The following is a 14,522-nucleotide window of genomic DNA, read 5'->3' on the forward strand; positions in this document are numbered from 1 at the left end:
AAGAAGCAGAAGTCAGTGTCTGTATAGAAGCAGAGGATAAATTTTATTACCTGCAAACAATCACCATAGAAACAAAATAAGAATATGTCAGCACCCATCCCATATACGGTTCAGAGCGGAGAAACGCTGCAGGATATCGCCAGGAAACTGGGTATCAAAGACTGGACGAAACTCAAAGATTATCATAATGCCAATTCCGGAACGAAGGTTGGCAATACTCCCTATACAGGGTTTTCCCTGATGACCCCTCCGCCTGACGAGGTTTACGCCCTTAATGGTGAAACACCACCTCCTGATCCCGAAGAAGAACAAAAAACAGCAGAGCAGAAACAGGAAGAGGAAAAGAAGAAAGAAGAAGAGCAAAAGAAAAACGAACAGGCTTCCAAAAGCGACCACGACGGAAAATACTTTGTGGTGCATGGCGCCAAATGTGTTTGTGATAAAGCCGAAAACCCAAAACAAACAGCGGACCTACAGGTAACCACCCATTCCGTTATTGTTTTGAACGATCAACAGGGAAAACTGGCGGCAACCGAAGAAGATAAAACATTCAACCCTCCTGCAGCCACTTTTGGAAAATGTACCCTGAAGCCATCCCCGGGAGGCTATCTTCCCTGTGCGGTTGCCCCGGCTCCAAAATGGAATAAAACCTATGACAGCACCCGGGTATTAGGAAAAAATACGCTCACTGAAATATCAGAACTTCCCTGTATGACCGGGGGGAAAATCACCATATTCAAACATGGACAGACGGACTCCGTGAGCAATGCCCATGCAGACAATACCAACCCGGCGGAACTCGCTATGGTTAACCCGGCAGTAGATATGCCTAAGAAAAAGGAGGAATATCCTTCTGTAACTTCTATTGCCTTAACCCAGATAGAAAACAGGATTACCTTTAAAGCAATAGATTCCAAAAATAAAAGTGGGGTTGTGTACTTGCGTAAAGATGAAGAAGCTTCTTTCAAAGCAAACCTGAAAAGCGGGAACCAACAGCTCACCTCATGGGTGGTTTACAGTGACCACCAGGGTAAGAAAGAGAATAGAATCTTTTTAAGAGAACAAATCGGGACAGAATTTTCCCAGAGTTTCGAAGGATTGGGAAAATTCAGGATTGAAGGATACGGAAAACCTAAAACCCCTGAATTTGAAAAAGGGAAATATGACAAATGTGATCCTTCCTGCTCCATTGACGTTGAGGTAGTAGAAAACACCCTGCTTGAGCTGGAATCCACCTCCGGAGATTTTACCACCCGTATCGATCCTTCTAAAAACAGGAAATTCAGAAGGGGTGTTCCTTCGGTTTTCAGGGCTAAGTTTTTGATCCCTGATCTTACGGAAGAGGAGAAATCCAGGCTGACGCTGGCGGTATTTGACGGAAGTGGAAATGCCATTACAGAAGGTGTTCATATCAATGGAGACACCCTTACCTTTACCCCTCAGAACACCAAGGCTAAATACACAATCCTGGCCCGTTATATCAATGAAAATGGTGAAGCCATAGAAAAAAAGATGTCCGGGGAAAGTGAAGGCAATGCAGTTTTAGGCATCAGCCATGGTGCGGAAGTTGTAAGGCCCGGAACCTCTATGTCGTTCAGTGTTACCAAAATGAAATATAAGTTTGGAGATGACAACTCTCCTTTTGGCCTGACCCCGGGGGAATCTTCAGACATTAAATGGAACCTGGACGGTGTACTGATCGGGAATGGGAAAAGCATTACCATTCCGGGATCACGTGTTACTCCAGGAAAACATGTTGTAGAAGCGTACAGCATGGTGGCCAATGCTACCGGAAAAAACGCTAAAAAAGAAGATGATGACTGGCATTTTGAGGTGAAGGAAAATGATGTGGTAAGCTTTACCGTCAGCGGTACTCCAAAAGTGGGTAAACCTATGACCGCCACTGTTGATAAAATGATATTTTCGGACCTTCTTCCTAATGAAACCGTACACTGGCAAGGGTTTTCCAATGCCGTTACCGGAAAGTCCATCAACTTTACGCCTAAAAAGCCCGGGACATTAACCATTACCAGCAGAATAAAAGGGAAAGGTTCCACCCAAACCATAAATGTAGTACAGCCCATAATTAATGATATCCAGTTTACAGACAGCAACGGAAGTAAAATAGACAAAGCGGGCTGGGGACAGAAAGTAAATATCCGCATTGATCACCAGGGTCTTGAGAATGAGAAGTTAACTATTGTTCTCTGGGATAGTGACACGGTACAGGATGACCCTGTAAAAACCATTACCATCAAAGCTTATGACGGAGGGCTGATTCCGGTAACCTTAGATGCTGACATGAAAAATAAGGCGGGAAGCCAGGGATTGATCTATGCCAAAATTTCAGCGCCTGATGTTGTCGCTATTGGGGAAGGATTGCCATTCCCTAAAACATATAAACTGGATGTCCAGGACAAAAAAGAAATCTTTAATGCCAAGTTAGGCAGTGAAGACGGCAGCGAAAAACATACGGTAGTAGATTATGATGAGATCAGTTATTTCTACGCCAACAGCCGGGGAATAAAGCCTGATGAAAGCCTGTTCCTGGAAATAAGGGATTCCGTACTGGGGAGAGACCCTCTTCTATTACAGCAGGCCAATGTTAAAGCTGATCAGAATGGCATCATCAAACAAAAAATTATATGGAACGGTATAAAAAATAAAGTAAATTTATTGACCGTTTATGCCATCGTAAAAGAAAAGAACCAGGACGGAAAAGTTTTATACGATGCAGATGGTGATTATTCTATGGCAACCGCTAAGCTGAGAAAAGGCAGTACCTTGGTTAAAATAGTGGAAAATAAAGGTGCAGTGAAGGTGGGGGATCAACCAATAAGTGGGTCTAATTGTGGTGGTAAATTCTGTATTAAAAAAGGAAGCCCTAAGAGCGAATTGATCAGAGAAATCAATATCCGCTTAGCTGGATTTGGAGGAAATGTTCCAACAGATGAGTTTACGGACAGAACAGAAAAAATGGTAAAACAATTCCAACGGGATTATATGAAAGTTCCGGAAACAGGAAAAGTCTGTGGAAATGTACTCAAAGCAATTGATGACTTTACAACGAAATGGGCTGAAAAAATATCAGATTATACATGTTTATGTAATGGAATAAAGAGTATTGCAAACAAATGCTCAGGATTTGGAAAAGGTCAATATAAAGATCAATATTCAAATAAAAACCATGTTGAAAAATATCATAAATATGAAAGGCCTGGAATGCATAGAAGTTTATTATGGGGAGTAAGCGCCTTGAAATATTATTTAAGTACACAAAATGAATATAAATATTCTAGTATTACTGCAGGATACAGATGTTGGGAACACAATAAATATGCTGGTAGAACAACTACTAACCATATGGGAAAAGCTGTAGATATACAGTTTTTAAAAAAATAATAAACTAGTCGGAGGAAAAAAAGAAGAAAATCTACCTGTTCTAAGAGATATTCGTGACAAATTTTATACAAAATATTTAGACAGTAAATATAATTGGGTTAATGGAAATAATAATTTTTCTTTAGAGCCGTTTGGATTAGGAAATGGACAAACTTGGAGCTGGATCCATATGGATGTACGTGAATTTGATAATGCTTATCTAGATGATAAATTTTTTACTAAAACTCAAGACTCACTTACAGGAAAAAGCTTGATTCAACTTGCCAATGAATTAGGATTAAAAGATATGTGTAGTTGTATGGGCGGAGGATTAAGCACTAATAGCAATTCTAATCCAAAGGCAGGAGAATGTATGTGCTTTAAACAAGGTAAAGTGAAAACGGCATGTACAGGCAAAGGCAGCTCTATCACTAATGATATTTATAAAAAAGAAGCAGATAGATTAGGTATTGAATTAGCAATGATTCAGGCTATTGCAAAACAGGAATCTAAGAGGGAAAGTTTCTGGAAAGAAGGACAAGCCACTATTCTGTTTGAAAGACACAAAATGTGGGAATATCTGGAAAAAGATTTAAACAAGACAAAAGCTGAACTTGAAAAATTAAAAAAAGATGATCCATCAATTGTGAATGACCTGTCCGGAGGCTATGGTAAATATTCCGAGCAGTACGAAAAACTAGATAAAGCTAAAAAAATTGATAATACAACAGCTTTAAAAGCATGTAGCTGGGGTAAATTTCAAGTAATGGGCTTCAACTATGCGGTAGCCTTTAGTTCACCTGAAGAAATGGAAAAAGCTGTAAACCTTTGTGAAATTCAGCAGTTTTACTTTTTTGTTGGATACATTGAAAATACCAACGGAATGATAACTGCTATGAAAAATAAAAATTGGGAAGATATTGCCTCTAAATATAACGGTAGCAAATGGAAACAAAAGAATCCTGACTATGCTTCTAATATTGAAACCTACTATAATGAATATAAAAAAGAAAATGATAAATAATAAAATGAAAATGAAACTTTTTTTCATCTCGATGATATTGAGTGTATCATTATTAGCTTGTAAAAAGGATCTGCAAAGCCAAACAACAATTACAAAGGAACCTGACAAGCAAGAAAAAGTTATAGACTCCTTACTTGTTGATATCAATAAAGATGGTCAGCCTGACAAGGTTATTATTTCTGAAAAAACACCATCGGCCAACAGAACAATTGCCGTGCAGCTGAATAACCAAAATACATACAAAACAATAAGTTCAAATAATAAAATCATTGCCTGTTCTACATGTGGCGCTCAGTCAGGTGATCCCTATATTAATTTAAAAGCGACTGATGCTGGATTTGATCTGGTACTGGAAGATAGAGTCTATTCATTTACCTTCAAATCCAAGGATATTTTTTTTAGAAAAAATAGATATTCTGACAACCAAACAAACATCAGAAGGAATAGAAGAACAGCATAAGATTTATACTCCTGAAGATTTTGGTTCTCTTAACTTAAGTAACTTTAATGATGATATCCTTCTCAAACTTAACAACCATTCCAAACAAGTATCTCTACCCGTTCAACAGGAAGATCTCGACAAATTCGAATGGGAGACAGATAACTCTTTGGGCAATTATAACAGCAAATTATCCCTGGAAAAATATGGAGATATTAATATAACCCTAGCCAAAAATGATAATTCTGATGATGTATTCTATACATTATTTACCATTGGTAAGAACGGAAAAATAATTGATTCCTTAAAAGTAGGCTATGCTGATGATGGCTATCCTGAATCTGACAAAAGAGAGTTAACAACATTTTCAATAGATAAAAACTACGCTATTATCCTCAAAAAAATTTGACAGGGTTGAATATAAGAATGTTTTAAAAAAGACAGAAGAATATAATATTTCCCCAAATGGAAGCTTCTTAAAAACAAAATAATTATGGTATTTCAATGCTGCGATAAATTCAGAATATTATTTTGCCTCTTATCCCTCATTATGATATTATCCTGTAAAAAGGAGGAAATTTCATCGCAGAAGAATACTAAAGTAAATATCAGCATTTTCAATATTTAGTGTTGATATGTCCAGAGGTGATTCAGACTATTTTATTTTAATTACTACTCAAAATAATAACATTATTGATTACAAAGAAATAGGCTCCATTGGTGACGAAAATCCAGTAACATTTAAAATATTACCGGATTTTTCCATCGAAAATACAAAGGGAATACACAAACTGCTGTTGCCTTTGAAAAGTTTAAAAATTGATGAGAAGGGAAAAATTATAAACGGAACTTTCCTAAAGAAAAACAACACGATTGAAAAATAAATAAAATACATAAAAAGAGACTTTTACAGGATAATTGTGACATTGTCCTCTCTATAATTGTAAACCATTACTCCTTTTAAAGATTCTATTTAAAAAAATAAAGTACATCTGCTTTTGGGACATTGATCAAACATTATGGCGTATTGTAATTTTATATACCTTTAGATTACAATATATCAATTCATATGAAAAACCCTGGCTTTACCCAATCAAGACCTTTGAATACACAAGATATCAGGACTCTGGTCCTTTCTGCTTTTGGAGGAATGCTGGAATTTTATGACTTTGTCGTTTTTATTTTTTTTGCCAAAATCATTGGAGAACATTTCTTCCCACCTACCCTGGATTCCTTCTGGGCGTCTATCAATACATACGGTACATTTGCTGTCGGTTTTCTTGTAAGGCCAATAGGAGGCATGATAATGGCCCATTTCGGAGATCTTTTTGGAAGAAAAAAAATGTTTTTTTTATCCATTGTTCTCATGGTATTTCCTACCCTGGCGATAGGCTTGTTGCCAACTTATAACCAGATTGGCTATCTGGCGCCTGTACTTCTGCTCCTGGTAAGAATTCTGCAAGGCTTTGCTATAGGAGGAGAAATTCCTGCTGCGTGGGTTTTTGTAGCTGAGCATGTCCCGAAGAACAGAATAGGATTAGCAGATTCAATGATTACGGCAAGCCTTTCGTTAGGCGTTTTATTAGGCTCGGCAATAACTCTTTATATTAATACAGTTTTCTCTCCGGAAGATATATTTAACGGAGCCTGGAGATACCCCTTCATCCTAGGTGGAGCATTTGGAATCATCACCATTTTCCTCAGAAGATATCTTAAAGAAACGCCTGTTTTTATTGAAATGAAAGAAAAGAAAACCTTAAGTGAAAAAATTCCCCTTCAGAAAATCTTTCAATCCCACCTCCCTGATATTAGTATTTCTCTTCTGCTGACCTGGATTTTTACAGGGTGCTCCATATTGCTTACCTTAATGATTCCTAATCTGATGAGTGATTTTTTCAATATTCCCAGGAAAGATGCCATTACAATGCAAAGCTATACTCTGATTACCATTAGCTTAGGAGCTGTACTGGGAGGTATATGGTGTGATAAAAAGGAAGCAGGAAAAATGTTGATCTTCTGGAGCATTTGTTTCGGAATCTGTAGCTGGTTCTTTTTACAAAAGCTTATCAATATGCAACCGGAAGGTATTTCGATTTTATATGCAATAACAGGCTTATTTGCAGGAGGAATTTTAGGATGCATTCCTTATATTATGGTTCACCGGTTTCCTCCTGCCGTAAGGATTTCAGGGATTTCCTTTTCATACAATCTGGGACAGGCGATCTTTGGAGGCATCACTCCAATTATTATTGTTCTGATGGCAAAAGAATATCCCAAAGGAATATTGTTTTACGTTCTGTTTCTTGCCGCATTAGGATGCTACTTGGGACTACGTTCTGCTTTAAAAAATAAAAACAGCAGTAGAAAGGCCTTATAACGGATTAGGATGTAAAAAAGCCGCTATTTGATAGTAGCGGCTTTATATTTTTAAAAAACATTGTAAGTTTTAAGCGGTAGTATCAGGAGTAAAAACTCTTTGGGATAATTCCTGATCGAAAAGATATAAGGCAGAAGGATTATCACAAACCATTTTAATCTTTGTTACATACTGAGATGCACTCGCCTCTTCTTCCACCTGCTCATTGATGAACCACTGTAAGAAAGATGTTGTTGCAAAATCTCCTTCTTCATTAGCATTCTTCACAATATTGAAAATACTTTTGGTTACTATTTTTTCATGTGCCAGAGCTTTCTCGAAAATATCCGTAGCATTTTCGAATTCGTGTGGCGGTTTTGGAATTTGCCCGATGATAATTTCTCCCCCAACATCATTCAGGTAATCAAACATCTTATCAGCATGCATCAGTTCTTCTTTGCTTTGCACTCTGAAATAATTGGCAATCCCATCCAGATCTTTTCCCGAAAACCATGCAGACATTGAAAGATAATATTGAGCGGCGTATTGTTCGTGTGCTATTTGTTCGTTAATTAATTTTGCAATTTTTTCGCTAACCATAAGTATTAAATTTATATTCAAAAATAAGGAATAAAAGCCCAAATCAAAAGCATTACAAGAAATTAATACAAAAAGGATGGAAAAAACATCCATCCTTCTCACATTAAAAAATTAAAATTACTATGAGTTATTTTGCTTCAGGAGTACCGGTATTCATAGTTTTTTTCATCATCCTCCTTTCCTTTACTGCCATTTTTCTCTGCTCCATTTTAGCATTCCTGTCTGCCTGCCATTTATCATATTGCTGGGGAGTAAGAATTTTCTTCATATCAGCATCCATTTGCGCTCTTTTAGCCTTCATTTCTTCCATTTTAGCCTGTCTGAATTCTTTATTTTTTTCAAATTCAGCCTTCATTTCTGCTTTTCTTTTATCATGAAGTGCTTTTATCTGGGCAACCTGGGATTGGTTCAGGTTAAGGTCTTTTTGCATTTGAGCCAAACGTTCCTGCTCTTTTTGTTGCATCTTTTGTTGCATTTCAGCTCTTCTCGCTTCCTTATCCTGAGGAGTTGTCTGTTGTGCCATTGCAAAACCTCCCATTCCTATAAATGCTATTGCTAAAACTAATTTTTTCATCTTTAAAAATTTAATTTAATTGTTATATGTCTTTTTGATTAGTAATTAAAATCAAGGTTAAATTAATAAATTCACAAATATTGTTAAATTTTAATAAAAAATAATCAATGAAAACAAAAAAAAAGGACAGATTATAAAAACCTGTCCTTCACACCACTTAAATATAATATATGAAAATTAATTTTTCACAAAATTTCCTCTAAAACCACCGCTATTTCCGCGGCCTTCATGTTTGGGAGCACCTTCTGATTTTTGTCTGAATCCTCCGCTGTTTCCTCTGAAGCCATTATTATCGTTTCTTCTGGGAGCTTCTCTTCTTACTTCATTGTTTCCTCTGAAGCCACCATTTCTGAAACCTCCATTATGATCAGAGTTTCCTCTGAACCCTCCTTCAGAGTTATTCCTGAAACCTCTGTTGTGCTCGGAATTATCCCTGAAGCCTCCTGAGTTATTTCTAGTACCTGCATTATCACGGAATCCTCCTGAATTACTGCCATTTGTTGCCGAACCTCTAAATCCGCCGTTATCCCGTCTGATAACATTAAAAGTAGGATTGTCCATTCTGCGGAATCTTGCTCTGTCTACCCTGTAAATATTGATATTTACATTTCTATATCTTGGCATTACCGCGTATCTTGGTACATAATATGTCCTTCTGTAATTCTGGAAATAAATAACCGGACTGGCTCCGCGATAGTAGTTATTTTGAAAAACTACAAAAAACCCTTGGCCCTAAAAATTCTCTCCAAAGCGTAGAAACGGTCGTAATACCATCTGTCAGGATTATATCGGTAAAAATTATTCCATGCTGTAAAACTTGCATATAAATTATTCAGTCTGATAATCTGATCAACCTGCCAGCGATTTAATCTGTTTTGTATAAAGAAACCATTCCAGTCAATATTAACGATGCTGTTTCTGTAGTCATTATAGTAACTCTGGTAGTAATCACTTGGATAATAATCATCAGGATAATTGTAATAATAATCATCGGGGAAATAATTCCTGTCATCTTCATCGCTATAATAGCCTCCATTCTGATAATAACCGTCATCATCCCAACCATTATTCGGATATTGCTGAGCAGACACCAAAATGCCTAAACCCAAAGCTAATCCTAAAAATATTTTTTTCATCCCTATAGTTGTTAATTGGTTAATATATAGCAGAATATCTCAATTCTATCTTTTTGATTCAAATACAAAAAAGAAGTTAAATCCAAAGATTAAACTTCTTTTAAATTATACATAAACAACTGATAATCAATATGTAAATTTACACTCTGCCGCTATCTTTTATCCAGTTGCCTATTTTTTCATTAAAGGTTTGTTTTTCTTTTAACTCTTCAAGCCCAAGGTGCATTCTATATCGCCAGTAATGCGGGAAAACAGCCGGATCATTGATTCTTTCATTCTCTATGTTCTCATTTCTGAGTTCTGCGTCTGTTGCCAGAAATTCCTGAATCGGAAATATAGCCAACATGGCATCATTATAGAGATGCTGCTTCATAATAATCTCTGCCAGATGGGGAGTAAGTTCTTCAGGGGCCTTACCATACTGAATAAGCTGCTGATTAAAATATTTCTGTGTTAAGACAGGATCTTCTTTCCACCACTGTCTTAAGGTTGAACTATCATGAGAAGAAGCAGTGACTACATTCATATAACCAGCTTCCTTAGGATTGTAAAACGGAATATTTTCAGCAGGCATCCTTTGAACTTTAAGAGCAATAATAGCCAGTTCATCCATGACAACGGGTACACATGCCGGAACCATTCCCAGGTCTTCTCCACATATCAGCATTTTTGTAGCATTCAGAATAACGGGAAGTTTTTCCATTGCCTTTTCATACCACAGATGATCCTGCCTCCTAAAGAAATAATCATGGTATAGATCATAGATAATCTTTTGCTCCCATTCCGAAAGGTATTTATAGGATTCCGTATTATACACATTAAACCTTGGATGGTATACTGTGACTCCATTTCTTTCTTCTGTCAAAAATAAAACATTGGCACACAGTGAAATCAGTTTTTCTTCAAGTGCTCCAAGCGGATTCTTTTTAAAGAAGTCTGCCAGTTTTCTTTGAGTATCAAATTGTTCCTTAAAGGTATAAGTTCCATCCTGGTTATTATCCATAAACTCAAGAACCTTACCGCTCTCTTCTCCAAAATACTCCCATAAAATCTGGTTGTTGATAAAAGGTTTACAATACCTGTCAAAGTCAAATGGAAGATGCCAGGCCTTAAATTCATCCAAAACAATAGGTACAGCCGGATAAAAGTATCCTAATATCCCTTGTACAGCAGAAATTGGCATTCTCCAGATTCTGAAGAAGCCTAAAATATGATCAATCCTCATGGCATCAAAATACTGTTCCAATGCCTTGAAGCGGTTTTTCCACCATTGATAATTATCTTCCTTCATCGCTTCCCAATTATATGTTGGAAATTCCCAGTTCTGGCCAAGCTCTGTAAACTGATCCGGCGGTGCTCCTGCCTGGAAATCCATCCCGAACAACTCAGGCTCTGTCCAAGCTTCAACAGAATATCTGTAAATTCCGATGGGAAGGTCGCCTTTTAAAGAAATACCAAGATGATGAGTATAATCCACTGCATCTTTTAACTGTAAATGAAGCTGATATTGTACCCATGCATGCAGCATCGCAATATCATAATCTTTACTTTTACTGCTAAAGAATTGTAAAATTTTTCCTGCAATATATTTTTTATGGGTTTTCCAATCGTTAAAATTCGGAGTTTTATATTTATCCCTTAAAACACAAAATGCGGCATAGGGTATCAGCCATGTATCATTATCTTTTATGAATCGCTTAAAGCCCCTGTCTTTATAGATTTTATCCTTTTCAGTGTTAAATATTGCTTTTAAATATTTCCATTTGCCAGCAATCATCTTTTCATAATCAATGAGGTCAAGAGCATTTAAAGCTTCTTTTTCAGCCTGGTACTCTTCAACTAATTCTTTAGGTAGAGGAAAATCAAGCTTTTCCAGTGAAATATATTGCGGATGTAAGGCATATACTGATACAGCCGCATAAGGATAGGAATCTGTCCAGGTATAATTAGCTGTAGTATCATTAACAGGCAATATCTGAATAATACCTAAATGGGTATTTTTTGCCCAATCAGCTAATTTTTTAAGATCAGTAAACTCACCTACTCCAAACCCGTCTTTACTCCTTAAAGAAAAAACAGGAACAGCTACTCCTGCATCATGATACATTTGATACGCCTTAAACCTGAAATAATGGTTGGAAACAATTTGAAGAACGTCAGCTAACGGATTGGCCACTGTAAAACGATTTTCTCCTGTTTCTACATCAATAACCCTGTTCTTATCGGTATCATAAATGCAATATTTGAATTGAATGAATTCGTTTTCCGGAATCTGAACAGAGGCCTCCCAAACTCCAAAATCCGTCTGAGATAAGTGAATTGCTTTTTCATAGCTCCAGCCCCCTAGAGAAGGTGTACTTCCGATCAGTACGATTTTCCAGTCCGGATGATATACAGGAGCCTCTAACCTGAATAAATGAGTATGCTTTTTTAGGATCGTTATTTTCTCAGGGATAAAGCCATTCAGTTTATTATAAAGTATTTTATTATTTAAATAATTCTCCGGAAAATTTTTATTATTCCATTCGTCAAAAATAACAAACTCTTTATAATTGTGTGGAAAATGAAGATGATGCAGAACAAATTCTTCTCTTAAAACAATAGACTTATCATCTACAACACGGTATTTATATGAAATAGATTTCGAGAAATAGTCTGCTTCGCATTTCCATTGTCCGTTATCTGCACAAAACATAGTATGGATGTGAACAGCAGTTTCCCCGTCTTCAATAACCAGTTCCAGACGTTCTCCTGCTTTTACAATATATCCTACATTAAAGTATAACTTCATCTATATTTTTTTATAAAATTACATTTTAATATCGAAAAATAAAACTTATTGAATATCAAATAATCATTAAAAAACCTTCCCGGATAAGCAGGGAAGGTTTTGTTGTATTGAAAATAAAAATCGTTTCTTTACTGTTTAGTTATTCTTAATCAGAACATAATTTTTATATTATCTCTACTCGGTTACAAGAATCTTTTTATTGAGAATCACTTTTCCGGATTCATCCGCTATACTTACAATATAAGCTCCATTGGTGAGGCTCTTTAATTCTACTTTCTGATCCAGGATTCCTGACTTCACAGACATATTATGATTTATCACATTTTTACCCGACATATCAAAAATAGTAAGTTGAAGATTACCTTTTACATTTTTGTTATTGATGTGTACATTAATGTAATGCTCATCAACTCTTGTCGGATAAATTTCAAGATCAGCCAAGGTAGCTGTTGAAGCAGTCCTGTTATTTACAAAATATCTACTAGCTAAATCATAAATATGCAACTGTTCACCATCCGGAAGTTGTTTTTGCTTGTAAATTTTCAAGGTCCACCTCATACAAAGGAGCTCCTTTTGCACTTGCAATTACAAACGTTGCCTTTCGCATTCACAGCCGATCCGTTTACTGAATAATTATCAGGAATACCAGCTATTTTTCCTAAAAATTTGGCTTTCAATTCTTTTACTGATACTTTAAATACATTTCCGGAAGCAGCAAAAACATAAAAAATTATTATCAGCATCAGCTACCATATCCCCCCCAAATCCGGTTTCCATAGCTGTAAATGAATTCTTACCATTAGAAACATCATCCTTTACAATTCCAAGGTCATTAACAACATATTGGCTTCCTTTTTTACTAATCTGTAAAATCTGTGTTCCGGCATTATTCATTGCATAAATATTACCATCATAACCAGCTGCCATTCTTGTAATATGGGAATTAATATCACATGATGATACTCTGGCTACAGTGTTTTCTACTAAACTGATTTCCTTGGTTTTGGGATTCAGAATATAGATATTAGAAGAAAACATAGGCATATATACAAGGCTATTATTCGAAGAATCATAAGCCAACGCTGCCATTGTTAATGACTGAGAATGATTATAGGAATTTTTATCTTCAGCAATAATAGTATTCCTGGATTGTGAGAATACTTTTGAAGAGGAATCAGCGCCAAAAATTTTTTTCTCCTGAAGTTCCTCTCAATCCATCTATTACACGAAAATCATTGAAGTTAATACTGGGGGTATCCTTCCCTGAAATAGCAAAAAAATCCTGTTGTGCTCTGGCATCTATGCCTAATAACAACAAAAACAAAGGGAATAAACATTTTTTCATAATAAGTATATTTTTGATTGTTTAGTATGACTAAGTTACATATTTTTTAAATTAAAAATAAAACTTCATAATCATATTTATAACAAAACCCAAATAGACATTGGTAAATAAACAATAAAAATTGGAGTAACTATTATAATCAACAAATTCTGGTTTAAGGAACTAAACAACCAAATTATTCATGAAGAATAAAGTAGTTGGCAATAGTACTTCCGTTGTTAAATAAAATTTACTGCTTTACCAATGAAAAATATCAGTGTTCAATAGTCACGGGCTTTAGCCCGCCATTAGTGATAAACCCATAATGGAAAAAGCATTGCTATTTTATTTCACCACGGATTACACGGATTGACTCAGAGGAATGTGGAGATTTGTTTGGAGAAAGATCAAGGAAATAGGGATCTGTTTTAATATTTAGAAGAAGATATGATGAGCACAGCTATTCAATAGCCACGGGCTTTAGCCCGTGCTCAATAAAAACCATAAAATTCCACAGGCTTTAGCCAAAACATATTTACTATCCGGAATCTATTATCTATTATCTATTATCTGTTATCTGTTTCTCACTCTTCACCCTGTATAAGTGCAGGGATAGTTCCAGGTACATAGGCGTGGGATAGATATAATATAGATGGGATGGGTCTATAACAAAAAAAAGTCTCACACATTACTGTATGAGACTTTTAAAAATAAAATAAAAAACTGGCGGCGGCCTACTCTCCCGCGTTAGCAGTACCATCGGCGCTGGTGGGCTTAACTTCTGTGTTCGGAATGGGAACAGGTGAGCCCCACCGCTAAAACCACCCTAAAGAAGGTATATAGCATCTGGCTATTTGCTGCTGGCTTTTGGCTTTTTTGCCAATCGCTAACTGCTTA

At 36.2% G+C, this 14,522-nt stretch carries 13 protein-coding genes and 1 rRNA gene; 5 read left to right on the plus strand and 9 right to left on the minus strand.

The annotated features are described in order from the left end of the window. The first annotated feature begins 84 nt into the window (after window positions 1–84). The 5 genes from HX13_RS20215 to HX13_RS20240 all read left to right on the plus strand — a co-directional run bounded on the left by HX13_RS20215 (window position 85) and on the right by HX13_RS20240 (window position 7,221). Window positions 85–3,402, plus strand: coding sequence for a PAAR-like protein (locus HX13_RS20215; RefSeq protein WP_050022546.1), 3,318 nt, complete (start codon window positions 85–87; stop codon window positions 3,400–3,402). Window positions 3,403–3,571: 169 nt separating this feature from the next. Then, a complete protein-coding gene (locus HX13_RS20220) occupies window positions 3,572–4,405 on the plus strand; it encodes an N-acetylmuramidase domain-containing protein (protein ID WP_050022547.1) in 834 nt (277 codons plus the stop codon). A 329-nt stretch (window positions 4,406–4,734) separates the two neighbouring features. Further along, window positions 4,735–5,253: a hypothetical protein gene (locus tag HX13_RS22305; RefSeq protein WP_128572533.1), complete on the plus strand. Its 519-nt coding sequence runs from the start codon at window positions 4,735–4,737 to the stop codon at window positions 5,251–5,253. A 226-nt stretch (window positions 5,254–5,479) separates the two neighbouring features. Continuing rightward, window positions 5,480–5,728, plus strand: coding sequence for a hypothetical protein (locus tag HX13_RS20235; RefSeq protein ID WP_050022550.1), 249 nt, complete (start codon window positions 5,480–5,482; stop codon window positions 5,726–5,728). A gap of 185 nt (window positions 5,729–5,913) precedes the next feature. After that, the gene (locus HX13_RS20240; RefSeq protein ID WP_050022551.1) at window positions 5,914–7,221 is read left to right on the plus strand and encodes an MFS transporter; all 1,308 of its coding nucleotides are present in this window, start codon (window positions 5,914–5,916) and stop codon (window positions 7,219–7,221) included. A 69-nt stretch (window positions 7,222–7,290) separates the two neighbouring features. Here HX13_RS20240 and HX13_RS20245 read toward each other — a convergent pair whose 3' ends face one another. The 9 genes from HX13_RS20245 to rrf form a co-directional block, all read right to left on the minus strand. Beyond that, window positions 7,291–7,800, minus strand: a complete 510-nt coding sequence (locus HX13_RS20245) for a ferritin (protein ID WP_050022554.1) — start codon at window positions 7,798–7,800, stop codon at window positions 7,291–7,293. 127 nt (window positions 7,801–7,927) lie between these two features. Beyond that, window positions 7,928–8,374, minus strand: coding sequence for a hypothetical protein (locus HX13_RS20250; protein ID WP_050022552.1), 447 nt, complete (start codon window positions 8,372–8,374; stop codon window positions 7,928–7,930). A 177-nt stretch (window positions 8,375–8,551) separates the two neighbouring features. Continuing rightward, window positions 8,552–8,998, minus strand: a complete 447-nt coding sequence (locus HX13_RS25050; RefSeq protein WP_238555560.1) for a hypothetical protein — start codon at window positions 8,996–8,998, stop codon at window positions 8,552–8,554. 89 nt (window positions 8,999–9,087) lie between these two features. Beyond that, window positions 9,088–9,510 carry a hypothetical protein gene (locus HX13_RS25055; RefSeq protein ID WP_238555561.1) on the minus strand — a complete coding sequence of 141 codons (423 nt, stop codon included), beginning with the start codon at window positions 9,508–9,510 and terminating at the stop codon, window positions 9,088–9,090. A gap of 139 nt (window positions 9,511–9,649) precedes the next feature. After that, window positions 9,650–12,301 (minus strand): 4-alpha-glucanotransferase, encoded by a 2,652-nt coding sequence (locus HX13_RS20260; protein ID WP_050022553.1) that lies wholly within the window; start codon window positions 12,299–12,301, stop codon window positions 9,650–9,652. Window positions 12,302–12,475: 174 nt separating this feature from the next. Next, window positions 12,476–12,859, minus strand: a complete 384-nt coding sequence (locus tag HX13_RS25060) for a T9SS type A sorting domain-containing protein (protein WP_238555562.1) — start codon at window positions 12,857–12,859, stop codon at window positions 12,476–12,478. A 135-nt stretch (window positions 12,860–12,994) separates the two neighbouring features. After that, window positions 12,995–13,390 (minus strand): hypothetical protein, encoded by a 396-nt coding sequence (locus HX13_RS25065; protein WP_238555563.1) that lies wholly within the window; start codon window positions 13,388–13,390, stop codon window positions 12,995–12,997. Between the two features lie 85 nt (window positions 13,391–13,475). After that, window positions 13,476–13,646: a hypothetical protein gene (locus HX13_RS25070; RefSeq protein WP_238555564.1), complete on the minus strand. Its 171-nt coding sequence runs from the start codon at window positions 13,644–13,646 to the stop codon at window positions 13,476–13,478. Between the two features lie 700 nt (window positions 13,647–14,346). After that, window positions 14,347–14,454: ribosomal RNA gene (rrf, locus tag HX13_RS20270) — 5S ribosomal RNA — on the minus strand. Window positions 14,455–14,522 lie beyond the last annotated feature (68 nt).

The sequence above is a fragment of the Chryseobacterium sp. P1-3 genome (assembly GCF_000738495.1).
In the GTDB taxonomy this organism is placed as follows: domain Bacteria; phylum Bacteroidota; class Bacteroidia; order Flavobacteriales; family Weeksellaceae; genus Chryseobacterium; species Chryseobacterium gallinarum.